Origin of the sequence: Sphingomonas yabuuchiae, assembly GCF_014199595.1 — a bacterium.
Classification (GTDB): Bacteria; Pseudomonadota; Alphaproteobacteria; order Sphingomonadales; family Sphingomonadaceae; genus Sphingomonas; species Sphingomonas yabuuchiae.
The window spans coordinates 80,321-95,219 of the sequence record NZ_JACHNX010000002.1 but is presented as its reverse complement, the minus strand read 5'-3'; the positions used below and the strand labels follow the sequence as shown (position 1 = coordinate 95,219).

Below are 14,899 nucleotides of genomic sequence, written 5' to 3'. Positions count from 1 at the left end.
TTACGAATTCCTCGGAGTGATGCGGGAATAGCTGTCGCGGAAGCGCGCGATCTTGGGGGCAAAACGCTCGGCGAGCGCGGCGTCCGGGGCGATGGTGTGGGACACGGGTGGCGGCGCGCAGACCTCTTCCGGCGAGCCGCCATCGACCGCCAGCTGGGCGAGACGGGCCGCTCCCAGCGCCGGGCCGACCTCGCCACCCTTGAGATAGACCAGCTCGACGTTCAGCGCGGCGGCCAGCGTCTGGCCCCAATAGGAAGAGCGTGCGCCGCCGCCGATGACCGACAGCTGCGACAGTTCGGTGCCGGCATCGCGCAGCACGGACAGGCCGTCAGCCAAAGCAAAGGCCACGCCCTCCAGCACCGCCTGCGCCAGCCGCTCCGGCGTGGTGTCGTGGTCGAGACCCAGGAACGCGCCGCGCACCTCGGCATCGTTATGCGGCGTCCGCTCGCCCGACAGATAGGGCAGGAAGATTTCCGGGCCGCTCGCCGGGCCGACGCTTTCGGCGCGGGCGAACAGCTCGGCCGCGCCGGGCGTGCCGGTCAGCCGTGCGACCCAGTCGATGCAGGCCGCCGCCGACAGATGCACCGACATCTGGTGCCAGACATCGGGCAGACAATGGCAGAAAGCATGGACCGCACCCGCCGGATTGGGCCGGAATTCCCTGGTCGCGGCGAAGATCACGCCCGACGTGCCCAGCGACAGCAATGCATCGCCGTCCTTGACCACGCCAACGCCCGCAGCCCCGGCGGCATTGTCGCCACCACCGCCCGCGACCGGCACCTGATCGATGCCCCAGGCTTCGGCGACATCGGCACGCAGCTTGCCGGTCTGTGCCGTGCCCTCGACCGCCTGCGGCATCTGCTCGCGGGTCAGACCGGTTGCGGCAAGGATATCGTCGCTCCATTCGCGGCGTTCGACGTCCAGCCAGAGCGTACCCGCCGCATCCGACACGTCCGACGCCTTCTCGCCGGTCATCCGCAGCCGGACATAATCCTTGGGCAGTAGCACGGTGCGGATCTTCGCGAAGGTTTCCGGCTCATGATGCTGCACCCATAGCAGCTTGGGGGCGGTAAAACCCGGCATGGCGAGGTTGCCCGCCACCCGGTGGAGATCGGGGGCCTTCGCCTCCAGCTCTGCACACTCCGCATGGCTCCGCCCGTCATTCCACAAAATGCCGGGCCGCAGGACCTGATCGTCCGCGCCCAGCAAGGTGGCGCCGTGCATCTGCCCGGCTAGGCCGATGCCGCGCACCGCCCGGCGGACCGCCGGATCGATCGCCCGGACAGCCGAAATCGTCGCCTGCCACCAGGCCTCCGGGTCCTGTTCGGACCAGAGCGGGTGCGGACGCTGCACGGTCAGCGCCGCCGTCCCCTGCCCCACCACAGCGCCATGTTCGTCCAGCACGACGGCCTTCACGCCCGAGGTGCCGATATCGATGCCAAGGAACATCCCGCGTCCTTACTTCACGAACGGGTCGATGGTCGGGATCGTCCCGTCCGGGTTGAACTTCAACTCGGTCATCTTGACGTTACGCAGGTGGTTCTTATCCGACAATTGCGTATCGGCGTAGAAAAGCCACCACTTGCCCTTCCACTCGACGATCGAGTGATGGGTGGTCCAGCCCTGCACCGGCTTCAGGATGTGCCCCTTATAGGTGAACGGGCCATAGGGGCTGGTGCCGATCGCATAGTTCAAGAAATGCGTGTCGCCGGTCGAATAGGTGTAATAATATTTGCCGTCGCGCTTGAAGACCCAGGACGCCTCGAAGAAGCGCTTGTCATGGTCTCCGCCCAGCACCGGCTTGCCCTTTTCGTCGAGAATCACGACGTCGCGCGGGGTCTCCGCAAAGGTCTTCATGTCGGGGTTCATCTTGGCGATCTTGCCCGAGATGGCGGGCTGGTCGTCCTGCTTCAGGTCGGTATCGCTACCGTTCGGATCGTACTTGCCGTCCTTCCAGCGCTGAAGCTGACCGCCCCAGATGCCGCCGAAATACATATATGCCGTGCCGTCCGCGTCCTGAAACACGGCCGGGTCCATCGAGAAGCTGCCGGGGATCGCCTCCGGCTCGGCCTTGAACGGCCCCATCGGATTCTTTGAGGTCGCGACGCCGATGCGGAACGCGCCCAGGCCGTTCCGGTCCTTGGTCTTATCGCGCGCCGGGAAATAAAGATAATAGGTGCCGTCCTTATAGGCGGCGTCGGGTGCCCACATCTGCTGCGAGGCCCAGGGCACGTCCTTCACGTCCAGCGCGACGGGGCCGACCGTGACCTTGCCGCCCGGCTCGTCCATGCGCAGCACGCGATAGTCGCGCATCGCATATTGATTGCCCAGATCGTCGTTCGGCGTGTCGGTCGGCACGTCGTGGCTGGGGTAGACATAGAGCTTGCCGTCGCTCCAGACATGCGCGGACGGATCGGCGGTGAAGATCTCGCGCACCAGCGGCTGCGACAGGTAATGACGACCATCGGGCGAGGTCGGATTGGCATCGTTCGACGCCGTTGCCGTCGTGTTTTCGCCCACGGCATTGTCGGCCTTTTGCGCCGTCCCGCAGGCCGCCGTGCCGAGCCCCAGCACGAGGCTGGCCATCATCAAGCGCTTCATCGCTTTTCCTCTCCAAGCGCTCCATCTTTGGAGCTTTGAAAGTACGATAGCGCTATCAGGATGCGGGATGCAAGGCCGGTTCGGCGTTTTGCGATGGGACGGGGCTCTGCTTGACAACAGCCATGTCGGCATTGTTGGTAACGATATTCGGCCCCGCTCCTTCCATCGTGGGCCGCCCATTCCAAAGACCGACGCCACCAGGTCGGCAGGCTTTCAGGATAGAGGATGACCCGCATGGCCCTTCGCTTCTTGCCTTCACGCTGGCTGCTTGCCGCAAGCGTCGCCTTGGCCCCGATCACAGCGGCGCCTGCCCAGATGGCGACCCATCAACCGGCCGTCGTGCCGGGCGCCAAGCCGGTCACGATCGAGCGGATCAAGGTCCATTCCGCCGCGATCGAGGGCAATCTGGAAGGCAACAGCGCCGATCGCGACGTCATCGTCGTCCTGCCACCCGACTATGCCAAGAACCGCACGCGCCGCTATCCGGTGGTCTATGCGCTGCACGGCTATTCGATCGGCGCGGACCAGTGGACGAAGGAAATCCATGTCCCCGCCTCGGTCGAAGGGGCCTTTGCCCGCGGCGTCCCGCCGATGATCCTCGTCTTTCCCGACAGCAAGACGATGCACAACGGGTCGATGTATTCCTCGTCGCAGACGGTGGGCGATTTCGAACGGTTCATCAGCCACGATCTGGTCGCCGCGATCGACACCCGCTATCGCACCATCCCGCGTCGCGAAGCGCGGGGCCTCGCCGGTCATTCGATGGGCGGATATGGCACCACACGGATCGGGATGAAACATGCCGACATGTACGGCGCGATCTATATGATGAGCCCCTGCTGCCTGTCGCCCCGCGCGATGGCACGGCCCGAGGGGACGGATGAAAAGCTGCTGACCAGCCTGACTTCACCCAGCGAGTCCGCCAAGCTCAACTGGGGCCAGCGGGCGATGCTGGCAGCCTCGGCCGCTTGGTCGCCCAATCCAAAGAATGCGCCGCTCTATCTCGACCTGCCGATCAAGGACGGCAAGGTGCGGGACGATATCGTCGCCAAGTGGCTGGCCAACACGCCGCTGGCGTTCGTCGACCAATATGTCACGCCCTTGCGCAGCTACCGCGCGATCGCGCTCGATGTCGGATCGCAGGACGGGCTGAAGGCCGATGCGCAGGCCCTGCACGAAGCGCTCGACCGTTATGGCATCGCGCACAAGTTCGAGATTTACGATGGCGATCACGTGAACCGGATCGGGGTGCGGTTCCAGGAGCAGGTGCTGCCGTTCTTCGGACGGGCGCTGGCGACGAAGTAATCTCATTCCTCCCCTTCCATGGTGGAGGGGTGTCCCGCTATCGACAGGGGACACCCCTCCGTCAGGGCTTCGCCCTGCCACCTCCCCTTGCAGGGGAGGAATATGACGCAGATCAATCCGCGATGGACGTCGCTGTATCGATCCGGAACGGCGCACTGCGCACCGGCACACCGGTATCCGGCTGGCCCGAGCCGACCGAGGCGCGATAGTCGCCTTTCATCACCAGCCGCTGGCCATCTCGATCCACCGCGCTCAGGTCGCGCGGGCTGAGCGTGAAGGTAAGCCCGCGCCGCTCGCCGGGGGCCAGACGCACCCGCTGGAATCCGCGCAGTGCGACACGCGGCACGCCCTCCACCTTGGGGAAGTTGAGGTATAGCTGTGCTACCTCGTCGCCCTCGCGACGACCGGTATTCCGCACTTCGGTCGTGACGGTCATGCTGCCGTCCGCCCCGGCCTTCACCGTCAGCGGTGCATAGGCGAAGCTGGTATAGCTAAGCCCATAGCCGAACGGATAGACCGGCGTGCCGGTGAAGTAGCGATAGGTCCGCCCCTTCATCGCATAATTGCCGAACGGCGGCAGGTCCTCCACCGAACGATAGAAGGTCAGCGGCAGGCGCCCGGCCGGGTTGGTCTTGCCCGACAGGACATGACCGACCGCCAGTCCGCCCGCCTGGCCCGGATACCAGGCCTCGATGATGGCATCGGCATTCGTCTTGGCCCAGGCGAGGTTCACCGGACTGCCGTTCATCAGCACGACGATCAGCGGACGTCCGGTCGCCTTGGCCTGTTCGAGCAGCGCCTGCTGGTCGGCAGGCAGGTCAAGCGTCGTCTTGTCGCCCCCCTTGAAGCCGGGGACCGAGATCGGCGCTTCCTCCGCCTCCAGATCGGACGTCAGTCCCACGACCGCGACCAGCGCGTCGCTGGCTTTGGCGACCGTGCGCAGCTCGGCCACGGGGTCGTCGGATACCCGCTTCCAGACCAGATTGATGCCGGTCAGGATACGCGCCTCGGTCGTGACGGAGATCGGGTAGCGACGCCCCTTTTCCAGCGTGACGGTACGCATCGTCGGAAGGCTGTTCCACGATGCCTTGGTCAGGTCGACGAACGGCTGTCCGTCCAACGTCATCGCACCGTTGAAGCCCGCTATGCCCAGCCGGTAACGCCCGGTCTCCGACGGCACGAGATAGCCCGTCCACACCGCCCGGTGCACGTCACGGACGGACGACAGGTCCAGGCTGCGCGAGGCGACGTTGGCCTCGACACGGGTGACGACGGGGCGATCCTCGAACCGGGCAGACTTGAGCCATTCGTTCAGCGCGCCGGGGGCGAAGCGATCGGGAATGCGCCCGACGACATTATAATAGCGCGCCGTCAGGCCCGGCTCGCCGCTCTCGGTCTGGAGCGCGGTCGTCGGGATCGGATCGCCATCGGTATAGGTTTCGGCAAAGGGCAGATAGCGTATTTGCGCGCCCGGCATCGCCTGACGCAGCCCCTCGACCACCGACACCTGCGGCCCCGACAGCGCGGAGGAATAGTTTCCACGCAGCACCCGCGTCGCATCGCCCAGCGGCCCGATGACCGCGATCCGGGCATGGGGCTTCAGCGGCAAGACGCCCTTGTTCTTGAGGAGGACGAGGCTCTTTTCCGCGACGTCCAGCGCCAGTGCGCGGTGGGCGGGCGTGTCGATGTCGCGGGGCGAACTGGTCTGGGTGGACAGCGGACGCAGGCCCGGCAGGTCGCCGGTCCGATAGCGCGCCGCAAACAGCCGCATCAGCGAACGGTCGATATCCGCGACCGAGATCAGCCCGCGCGACAGCGCCTCGCGATACGGATTGGTCAGCCCGTCCGTATCGGTCAGCGTCGCGTTGTTGCACTCGTTATCGACACCCGCCCGCATCGCCGCCGCCACCGCGCTCGCCGCATCGGGGGCATAGTGATGGTTCGCGGCAATATCCTTCACCGCATCGCAATCCGACACGACATAGCCGCGAAAGCCCCAATGTCCGCGCAGATGATCCTTCAGCAACAGGTCGCTCGCGCAGGCGGGCTGGCCGTCGATCCGGTTATAGGCGCACATGATCGATCCGGCCCCGCCCTCGACGATCGCGGCACGAAAGGCGGGCAGATAGGTATCGACCAGATCATGCTGCGAAACATAGACATTGGCTTCGTGCCGGGTCGATTCCGGGCCACTGTGTACGGCATAGTGTTTGGGTGTGGCGACGACATCGATCCGGGTGGGATCGTCGCCCTGCATCCCGCGCACGAAGGCGACGCCCATCCTGGCGGTCAGGAACGGGTCCTCGCCATAGGTCTCCTGCCCCCGCCCCCAACGCGGATCGCGGAAGATGTTGATGTTGGGCGACCAGGTGTCGAGCCCCGTGCCGATCCGACCCATCCGCCCGGTTGTCCGCGCCAGCGCGTGGAGCCCGCGTACCTCGGCGCTGATCGCCTGTGCCGCGCGTCCGACCAGCGCGTCATCGAAGGTCGCCGCCAGCCCCACCGGCTCGGGGAAGTTCGTCGTCGGCACCGGACCCAGCGCGCCATGCAGCGATTCCGTCCACCAATTATACGCTGGCACCTCCAGGCGCGGGATGGCGGGCGCGGTGTTGAGCAATTGGCCGAGCTTTTCGTCGGTCGTCATCCGGCCGATCAGGCGCGCCGCCAGCGCCTCGGCCTGTTCGGGACCGGCCGCCTGCTGCTGATGCTGCTGCGCCAGCACCATGCCGGAGGTCGATAGCGCCAGAGCCGAAAGGAACGCCGCGCGCCATAGATTCATGCCAAACCACTCCCCTGAAATCATATTTTTGGTAACGGTATCACGAAAGCCATCGTCGTCCAGCATTCGATTTTCATACGGCTTTTCAATGGCCCGACGGTGGACAGCCCCGGTTTAGTCGGACAAGATCACTCAAAGACCATCACGGGGAGGATCATCATGCGGCCCATCATCGCCAGGGTTTTCGCGAGCGCTATCGCCATGGCCTGGATGGCCTCCGGGCCCGCCCTGGCGGCGGACAGGACCGATCCCTTGGCCCCGACGGGACGGTGGAGCGCCAATCAGGATGGGCAGGCCGCGCTGCCGCCGATGGGCTGGAACAGCTGGAACGCGTTCAACAGCGATGTCGACGAGGAAAAGGTCATGGCCTCGGCCCGGCTGATCGTCGACAAGGGCCTTCGCGAGGCGGGCTATCGCTATATCAACATCGATGACGGCTGGTGGCTGCGCCGTCGCCAGCCCGATGGCCGCTTGGTCATCCGCGCCGACAAGTTCCCCTCCGCCGCCGCCGGGCCCAACCAGCAGACCAGCTTCCGCCCGCTGACCGACCGGCTTCACGCCATGGGGTTCAAGGCGGGAATCTATTCGGATATCGGCCGCAACAGCTGCGGCCAGGTCTATACCCCGAACTTCGCCAACCAGCCCGAGGGCACGGTCGCCGAGCGGGAGGTCGGGTTGTACGGTCATATCGATCAGGACATCGCGCTCTATTTCCGCGAATGGGGCTTCGACTATATCAAGGTCGATGGCTGCGGCATTCGCGGGCTGGGCAAGGACAGCGACCATGTCCGCAAGGGCGACTATCGCGAACTGACGCCGCTGATCGACATGAACTCGCTCGCGCGTACCAACATCCCGGCGGTGCGCTCGCTTTACGATCAGGTGGCGGCCGCCCTGAAGCGCGAGAACCCCGATGGCGACTATCTCTTCTCGCTCTGCCTTTGGGGTTCGTCGGACGTGCGCAGCTGGGGCAAGCAGATCGGCAATGTCTCGCGAACCAGCGACGACATCACCGCCCATTGGTCGCGGATGCTGACCAATCTCGATACCAGTGCCAGCCGTGCGCTCTATGCCCATCCGCATACGTGGAACGACCCCGACATGCTGTTTGTCGGCTCGGGCGAGTTCGACGCCAACCACATGACCGAGGCGCGGTCGCACTTCGCGATGTGGGCGATGATGAACGCGCCGCTGCTGATCGGCTTCGACCTGCGCAAGGCCAATGCCGAGCAACTGGCCCTGCTCGGCAACCGGGCGATCATCGCGCTCAATCAGGACGCGGGCGCGAACCAGGCGGTGCCCGCCTATCTGTCCGACGATGTGCAGATTTTCGTGAAGAGCCTGGCCAATGGCGACAAGGCGGTGGCGATCCTCAACCGCACCGCCGCGCCCGTGCAGCCGGTGCTGACCGCCGATCATCTGAAGCTGCGCGGCGATGTCTCTATGACCGACCTGTGGACGGGCGCGACGAGCCGCTTCTCTGGCGAAACGAAGCTGACCCTCGCGCCGCACCAGACGCTGATCTACCGCGTGACCGGCGCGCATCGTCTGGCGGATGGCCACTATCTCTCCGAGACCCCCAGCGATGTTAACCCGGCCGAGGACGGCATCGTCACGCCGGAGGGCGATCCGACGATCCATCACGAACTCAGCCCCTGGGGCGGCAGCAAGGGGCCTGGCGATTTCCCGCAATATGCCGGTTGGGGCGGCGCGCAGGCCGATCGCACGCCCTTCGGCCGACCACTGAGACTAAGCGGCAAGGTGTACGACACCGGCATCGGCGTGCTCGCCAATTCCCGGCTGGAGGTGCGCAATCGCGGCCAGGCGCGGTTCAGCGCCATGGTCGGCATCGACGACTCCGCCACCGCGCGCGGACGGCGGGTGGTGTTCGAGGTTTATGGCGACGGCAAGCTCCTAACCCGCTCGCGGGCCGTCGCGCTCAATGAAGCGCCGGTCGCCGTCGAGGCGGATGTGCGCGGCCGTAAGCTGATCGAACTGGTCGCCCGTGCCGATAGCGCTCCCGAGGCGCCGCTGCCTGTCGTCTGGGCGGATGCGCGGCTGACGGGCTGACGGACATTCGCCCCGACTTTCATGGCCTTGCCGTTTGACGCGGGCCATGCAAAAGTTCGGGCAAAGGACAAGGGAGAGGGTGATGAAACCCAATTGGCAGGGGCCATCGCTGACGCGTCGTCAGCAACTGGCCGGAATCGCAGGCGGCCTCGTTATGGGAGCGCTACCTGGCCCGCTATGGGCACAAGGGACATCATCGTTGCGCGATCTGGCTGCGCAGAAAGGCATCCTGTTCGGCACTGCGATCAATGCGGGCCGGGGTTCGCCGATCAACGATCCGGGTTATGGCGCGATCGTCGCGCGCGAATGCGGCGTGCTGGTCCCCGAAAATGAGATGAAGGTCTATGTGCTGGGCAACGATCCCGCGCATCTGAACTTCGCCCCCGCCGACCGGATCGCCGGATTCGCCCGTGATAACCGCATGAAGCTGCGCGGGCATACGCTGCTCTGGAATTACGAGAAGTACATCTCGCCCGCGCTGGCCGAGACGGTGACGAAGACCGGCGCGGAGAAATGGCTGCGCAACTATATCGCCGCCGTTGCCGGGCATTTCGGCGACCAGATTTACAGCTGGGACGTGGTCAACGAAACGATCGACCCCAAGACCGGCGAAGTCCGGGGCACGGTGTTCGACAAGGCGCTGGGCTTCGACGTGTTCAAGATTGCCTATGAGGCCGCACGCGAACACGCCCCCCATGCCCAGCGCGTCTATAACGACTATATGTCCTGGGAAGTCGGCAACGAAACGCACCGCGCGGGCGTGCTCCGCCTGCTGGAGCGCTTCCGCAAGGAGAATGTCCCCGTCGACGCGCTCGGCATTCAGAGCCATCTCGGCAATGACGGCAGCCATTCGAAGGTCCAGCGCGCCGAGTGGAAGCACTTCCTCGATGCCGTCACGGCCATGGGTTATCGCCTGCTGATCACCGAATTCGACATCAACGACCGCGAAATGCCCAAGGACATCGCCCGGCGCGATGCGCAGGTCGCCTCGGTCGCCAAAAGCTATCTCGACATGATGCTGTCCTATCCGCAGCTCGACCAGCTGCTGTGCTGGGGCCTGTGGGACAAGCATAGCTGGCTCAACGGCTTCGCCCCGCGCGCCGATGGCCTGCCGCAGCGTCCCCTGCCCTATGACGATGCGCTGAAACCCAAGCCGCTTCGCGCCGCCATCGCCGCTGCGCTGAGCGCCGCCCCCGTCCGAAAGTCCATCGCATGATCCGCCGTCTCCTCGCCGCCCTCGCCCTGTCGCTCGTCATGACGGGCCCGGCGTCCGCCCAGACCGCGACGTTCGACCGCTTCACCTATCAAGGCCGCTCGATCGAGCAGGTGAAGCCAAAGGCGGGCGAGTATCTGAACCCCATCGTCTCCGGCTATTATCCCGACCCGTCGGTGACGCGGGTCGGCAAGGACTATTATCTCGTCAACTCGTCCTTCGCGCACTTCCCCGGCCTGCCGATCTTCCACTCGACCGATCTCGTCCACTGGACCCAGATCGGCAATGCGATCGACCGGCCGGGCCAGCTGGACTTTACCGGACGTTCGGTGTCGGAGGCGGTGTTCGCGCCCGACATCAGCTATCACGACGGCACCTTCTATATCGTCAACACCTGCGTTCAGTGCCGGGGCAATTTCGTCATCACCGCGAAGAACCCGGCGGGGCCATGGTCCGACCCGATCTGGCTGCCTTTCGAGGGGATCGATCCGTCCATCACCTGGGAAGGCGACCGCGCCTATATCGTCAACAACCGTGCCCCCGATGAGACGCCGCGCTATGACGGCCATCGCGCCATCTGGATCCAGGAATATGACTGGCGCGCGGGCAAGATGGTCGGTGAGAGCACGCAGCTGGTCAATGGCGGCGTCGACCTGTCGAAGAAGCCGGTCTGGATCGAGGGGCCGCATATCTTCAAGAAGGACGGCTGGTATTATCTGACCGCCGCCGAAGGGGGCACCAGCGTCAACCATTCGCAGGTCGTGTTGCGCTCGAAGGAGCTTCGCGGCCCCTATGTGCCGTTCGCGAACAACCCGATCCTGACCCAGCGCGATCTCGATCCCAAGCGTCCGCACCCGATCAGCGCGGCGGGCCATGCCGAACTGGTCCAGACGCAGAATGGCGACTGGTGGGCGACCTTCCTGGCGACGCGGCCCTATGCCGATGATTTCTACAATATCGGGCGCGAGACGTTCCTGCTGCCCGTAACCTGGAAGGACGGCTGGCCGATCATCCTGGACAAGGGCAAGGCGGTACCCTGGACCCACAAGGTTCCGAACCTGCCCGCATCGCCCGCCCCCAAGCTGCCGACCAGTGGCGATTTCGGCTATACCGACGAGTTCGACGGCACCCGGCTGGCGATGCAGTGGATCGGCGTGCGGACGCCGAGGACGCCATTCTATTCGGTCGCGAATGGTGCGCTCACGATGAAGGGCGGTGATGCGCTGGGCGATCGACAGGGCGTACCGGGCTTTGTCGGGCGGCGTCAGCAACATGCGATCGCGGATGTCTCGACCACGCTGCGCTTCACCCCGACCAGGGACGGCGCCCGCGCCGGGCTGGTCGCGATGCAGAACGACTATGCCTATCTGTTCCTCGGCCTGACCCGCATCGACGGCCAGCCCCGCATCGCGCTCTACAAGCGGGAGGGCAAGAATACGCGCGACGAGGCGGCGGCCGAGACGCTGATCGCCTCGGCCCCCTTCGCGCCCAAGGGGCCGGTGACGCTGACCCTTCATGCCAAGGGCGGGACGATGGGTTTCGACTATGAGAGCGGCGGCAAGCGCGCGACGCTGACAAGCGACCTCGATACCCGCTTCCTCAGCACCGAGCGGGCGGGCGGGTTCGTCGGGACCGTGATCGGCCCTTATGTGTACAACCCGCGATGAGGTGGTTTCCGCTCGCGCTGCTCGCAACCCTGCCTGGCTTGGCGGGCGCGCAGGCCTGGCAGTCGGATCGTGGCGACGGCACCTATGCCAATCCGCCGCTCTATGCCGATTATCCCGACCCCGACATCATCCGGGTCGGGCAGGACTTCTATTTCATCACCACGACCTTCGCGAACGTGCCCGGCCTGACCATCATGACCTCGCGCGATCTGGTGAACTGGCGCTTCGTCGGCCATGTCATCGACCGGCTGGAGGGGCTGCCGCAATATGATCTGAAGGACGGCGGCGCATATCGAAAGGGCATTTTCGCGCCCAGCCTGCGCTACCGCGACGGCGTTTTCTATATCGCAGTGACGCCGGTGGGCGAGAAGACGCGCATCTATCGCTCGAAGGATATTCACGGTCCGTGGGAAATGAACCGGATCAGCGAGGCCGCCTTCGACCCCGGCCTATTCTTCGACACCGATGGCAGTGCCTATATCATGACCTCGGTCGGGTCGGACGGCACCAACACGCTGCTCAGCCTGGACCGCGACTTGCGCACCGTCACCGACAAGCGCGTCGTCTATTACAACAAGGGCGCGGAGGGCTCGAAGCTCGTCAAGCGCGGTGACTATTATTACATGTTCAACGCCATCCCCCGGCGGCTGGGCATGACCGTGTCGCGCGCGAAAAGCCTGTTCGGGCCGTGGGAGACGCACGACCAGATCGACGACAAGACCGGCGGCCACCAGGGTGCGATCGTCGATCTGCCCGACGGCACCGATTACGGCTTCGTCATGGTCGATGCGGGCGCGGTCGGGCGGATGACCAATATCAGCCCCATATTCTGGAAGGACGGCTGGCCGGTCTGGGGCACGCCGCAAGCCCCCGGCCGGGTACCCGCCACCGCGACCAAGCCCGTCCAGGGTCAGCCGGTCAGCATCCTTCCCGCCTCGGATGATTTTTCGGGGCGCAGGCTGGGGCTGCAATGGCAGTGGAACCACAATCCCGTCGCCAGCGGCTGGTCGCTGACCGAGCGGCCGGGCTGGATGCGGCTACATGCGGGTCAGGCTCCGGCCTTATGGAGCGCCCGCAACACACTGCTGCAAAAGGGGCAAGGGCCGTTCAGCCGGGGCACGGTGGCGATCGATACGTCGCACATCCGCACAGGCGATCAGTGCGGCTTCGGCACCTTCGGCAAATATAGTGGCCATATCGCGGTCGGCCGGGGCAGCGACGGACGGCTGACCCTGACCATGCGGGTGATCGAGGATGTCGCGGCCGAAAAGGGCACGACGCAGAAGACCGATATGCGGGTCGATGCCAGGCGCGTGTCGGCGAAGCGGCTGTACCTGCGCACGGACATGGACTTCAAGACCGACCGGGCGAGTGTGGCCTATAGTGTGGATGGACGGGACTGGCGGGCGCTGGGCGGGGAATTCCCGCTCGCCTTCGATTGGCGGACGGGTACGTTCCAAGGGCAGCAATATGCGCTGTTCTGCTACAATCCGGGCCTGAACGGCGGATGGATGGACGTGGACAGCTTCACGCTGTCGGGAAGGTAGTCCCCTGGCCTTCGACTTCGCTCAGGCTGAACGGAGCGTGGGGAAGGCCACACATCCCATCACCCGTTCAGCCTGAGCGAAGTCGAAGGCCACGCCCCAACCCTTAAATTGTCGGCAACCCCCGCTCCACGATCTTCCGGATCAGGTCGCGGTGCTTCGGCAACCCCGCCAGCAACCGCCCGGTCTGCACGTCATTCTCCCGCCGCGCCCGCTGGGCCACAATCGTCTCGGCGATCAGGCTGCCCGGTGCGATGTCGGTGCTCTGACCCATGCCGTACAGGACATATTGGTAGCTGGCCGAAGGGAAGACCTCCTCCACCCGGTCGAACTCGTCATGCATCCACGGCGCCTGATAGCGCCAGAGTTCCATCAGCTCCTGCAACCGATCCGGCATCGTCTCAGGCCGACGATTGTCGCGCCAGAAGTCGCTGTCGGTCCGCTGGGTCAGCGAATAATGCAGCTTCAGGAAATCGACGATCCGGCCCCAGCGGTAGAGCGTGGTGTCGTTGAACCGCTTGGCGACCGTATCCATCACCTCGCGACAGGCGGGCATCTGCTCGGCGATCAGCTTGGCCGACAGCTCGATCAGCACGATGGCCGACGCCTCCAGCGGTTCCAGGAACCCCGCTGCCAATCCGACGCCGACGCAATTGCGCTCCCAGAAGCGGGTGCGATGGCCCGCCCGGATCTTCAGCTCGCGAACAGGCAGGTCACGCCCCGCCTCGCCCAGATAGGCTCGCAGCTCACGCTCGGCACCGTCACGATCGATATGGCTGCTGGAAAAGACATGCCCCACCCCGCGCCGCGTCGGCAGGCCGATATCCCAGATCCAGCCCGAGGACTGCGCCGTCGAGATGGTGTGCGAAGCGATCGGCGCCTCGGGATCGTCATAGGGCACCTGGATGGCCAGCGCGGTGTCGCAGAACAGCACGTCGTTCAGCGGCTTGAACGGCACCCCCATCGCCTCACCGAGCAACAGCGAGCGAAAGCCGGTGCAGTCGACGAACAGGTCGCCCGTCACTTCACCCGCCTGCGCCGTCCGCACCGCGTGAATGTCACCGCTTTCGGTCAGCAATACCTCTTCGACATCGGCCAACACATGCCGCACGCCCAGTTGCTCGCAGCAATGGCGGCGCAGAAAGTCGGCAAATTTCCCGGAATCGAGGTGATAGGCGTAATTGGCGATCGCCTCATATTCCGGCGTCGCGATCGTCTTGGGCGCCAGCCCCGCGTCACAGATGCGCCCCTGCGGCGTCACCGCATCGCAGAAACTGACCTGCTCGCCTTCCGCTGTCAGCCAGTGCGGCGCCAGATTCACCTGCGCGAAACTCTGCGGCAGCATCAGCGGATGGTAATAGCCATCGTCCGCCGCGCCCGTGGTCCAGCGATTGAACCGCGCACCCTGTTTGAACGAAGCATCGCATTCGCGGAAGAACGCCGTCTCCGACACACCCATCTTGCGCAATGTGGTGCGCAGCGTCGGCCACGTCCCCTCGCCCACCCCGATGATCGGCACATTGGGGGACTCGACCAAGGTTACGGTGAAGCCATACGGCCGCCGCCCCTGATGCCGGGCGGCGATGACACCGGCCGTCAGCCAACCGGCCGTACCGCCGCCGACGATCACGATATTCTGAACGGGCTGAACCATAGGTCAGTAGGTCCGAGAAGCGGCGGGGATGTCAAGCCGAAGCCCGCCATCCCCGCCACCGGCCAT

Annotated in this window: 9 protein-coding genes; 5 read left to right on the top strand and 4 right to left on the bottom strand. The window is 65.2% G+C overall.

Translation table 11 applies throughout. The features are described 5' to 3' along the window. Together xylB and GGQ89_RS03590 are read right to left on the bottom strand one after the other, a co-directional pair. Nucleotides 1-1,449: a xylulokinase gene (xylB, locus tag GGQ89_RS03595; protein ID WP_184104170.1), complete on the bottom strand. Its 1,449-nt coding sequence runs from the start codon at nt 1,447-1,449 to the stop codon at nt 1-3. Nucleotides 1,450-1,458: 9 nt separating this feature from the next. Continuing rightward, nucleotides 1,459-2,601, bottom strand: coding sequence for a glycoside hydrolase family 43 protein (locus tag GGQ89_RS03590; RefSeq protein ID WP_056437393.1), 1,143 nt, complete (start codon nt 2,599-2,601; stop codon nt 1,459-1,461). A 234-nt stretch (nt 2,602-2,835) separates the two neighbouring features. Between GGQ89_RS03590 and GGQ89_RS03585 the strand changes: the two genes are divergently transcribed. Beyond that, the gene (locus GGQ89_RS03585; protein ID WP_184104168.1) at nt 2,836-3,906 is read left to right on the top strand and encodes an alpha/beta hydrolase; all 1,071 of its coding nucleotides are present in this window, start codon (nt 2,836-2,838) and stop codon (nt 3,904-3,906) included. A gap of 112 nt (nt 3,907-4,018) precedes the next feature. On the opposite strand, the gene GGQ89_RS03580 is transcribed toward GGQ89_RS03585, so the two are convergent. Then, nucleotides 4,019-6,631 carry a glycoside hydrolase family 3 C-terminal domain-containing protein gene (locus tag GGQ89_RS03580; protein WP_380773312.1) on the bottom strand — a complete coding sequence of 871 codons (2,613 nt, stop codon included), beginning with the start codon at nt 6,629-6,631 and terminating at the stop codon, nt 4,019-4,021. 255 nt (nt 6,632-6,886) lie between these two features. On the opposite strand from GGQ89_RS03580, the gene GGQ89_RS03575 reads away from it, so the two are divergent. The 4 genes from GGQ89_RS03575 to GGQ89_RS03560 all read left to right on the top strand — a co-directional run bounded on the left by GGQ89_RS03575 (nt 6,887) and on the right by GGQ89_RS03560 (nt 13,182). Continuing rightward, on the top strand, nt 6,887-8,755 hold the full coding sequence (locus GGQ89_RS03575; RefSeq protein WP_244955756.1) for an NPCBM/NEW2 domain-containing protein: 1,869 nt from the start codon (nt 6,887-6,889) through the stop codon (nt 8,753-8,755). A gap of 199 nt (nt 8,756-8,954) precedes the next feature. Next, nucleotides 8,955-9,971 (top strand): endo-1,4-beta-xylanase, encoded by a 1,017-nt coding sequence (locus GGQ89_RS03570; RefSeq protein WP_240456484.1) that lies wholly within the window; start codon nt 8,955-8,957, stop codon nt 9,969-9,971. Continuing rightward, complete coding sequence (locus tag GGQ89_RS03565; protein WP_184104160.1) at nt 9,968-11,635, top strand: glycoside hydrolase family 43 protein; 1,668 nt, start codon at nt 9,968-9,970, stop codon at nt 11,633-11,635. Before GGQ89_RS03570 ends, GGQ89_RS03565 begins: the two co-directional genes overlap by 4 nt. Then, complete coding sequence (locus GGQ89_RS03560; protein WP_184104158.1) at nt 11,632-13,182, top strand: glycoside hydrolase family 43 protein; 1,551 nt, start codon at nt 11,632-11,634, stop codon at nt 13,180-13,182. Before GGQ89_RS03565 ends, GGQ89_RS03560 begins: the two co-directional genes overlap by 4 nt. Before the next feature lie 103 nt (nt 13,183-13,285). Here GGQ89_RS03560 and GGQ89_RS03555 read toward each other — a convergent pair whose 3' ends face one another. Next, entirely contained in the window at nt 13,286-14,833 is a 1,548-nt protein-coding gene (locus tag GGQ89_RS03555) for a tryptophan halogenase family protein (RefSeq protein WP_184104156.1), read from the bottom strand. Between the last annotated feature and the right edge of the window lie 66 nt (nt 14,834-14,899).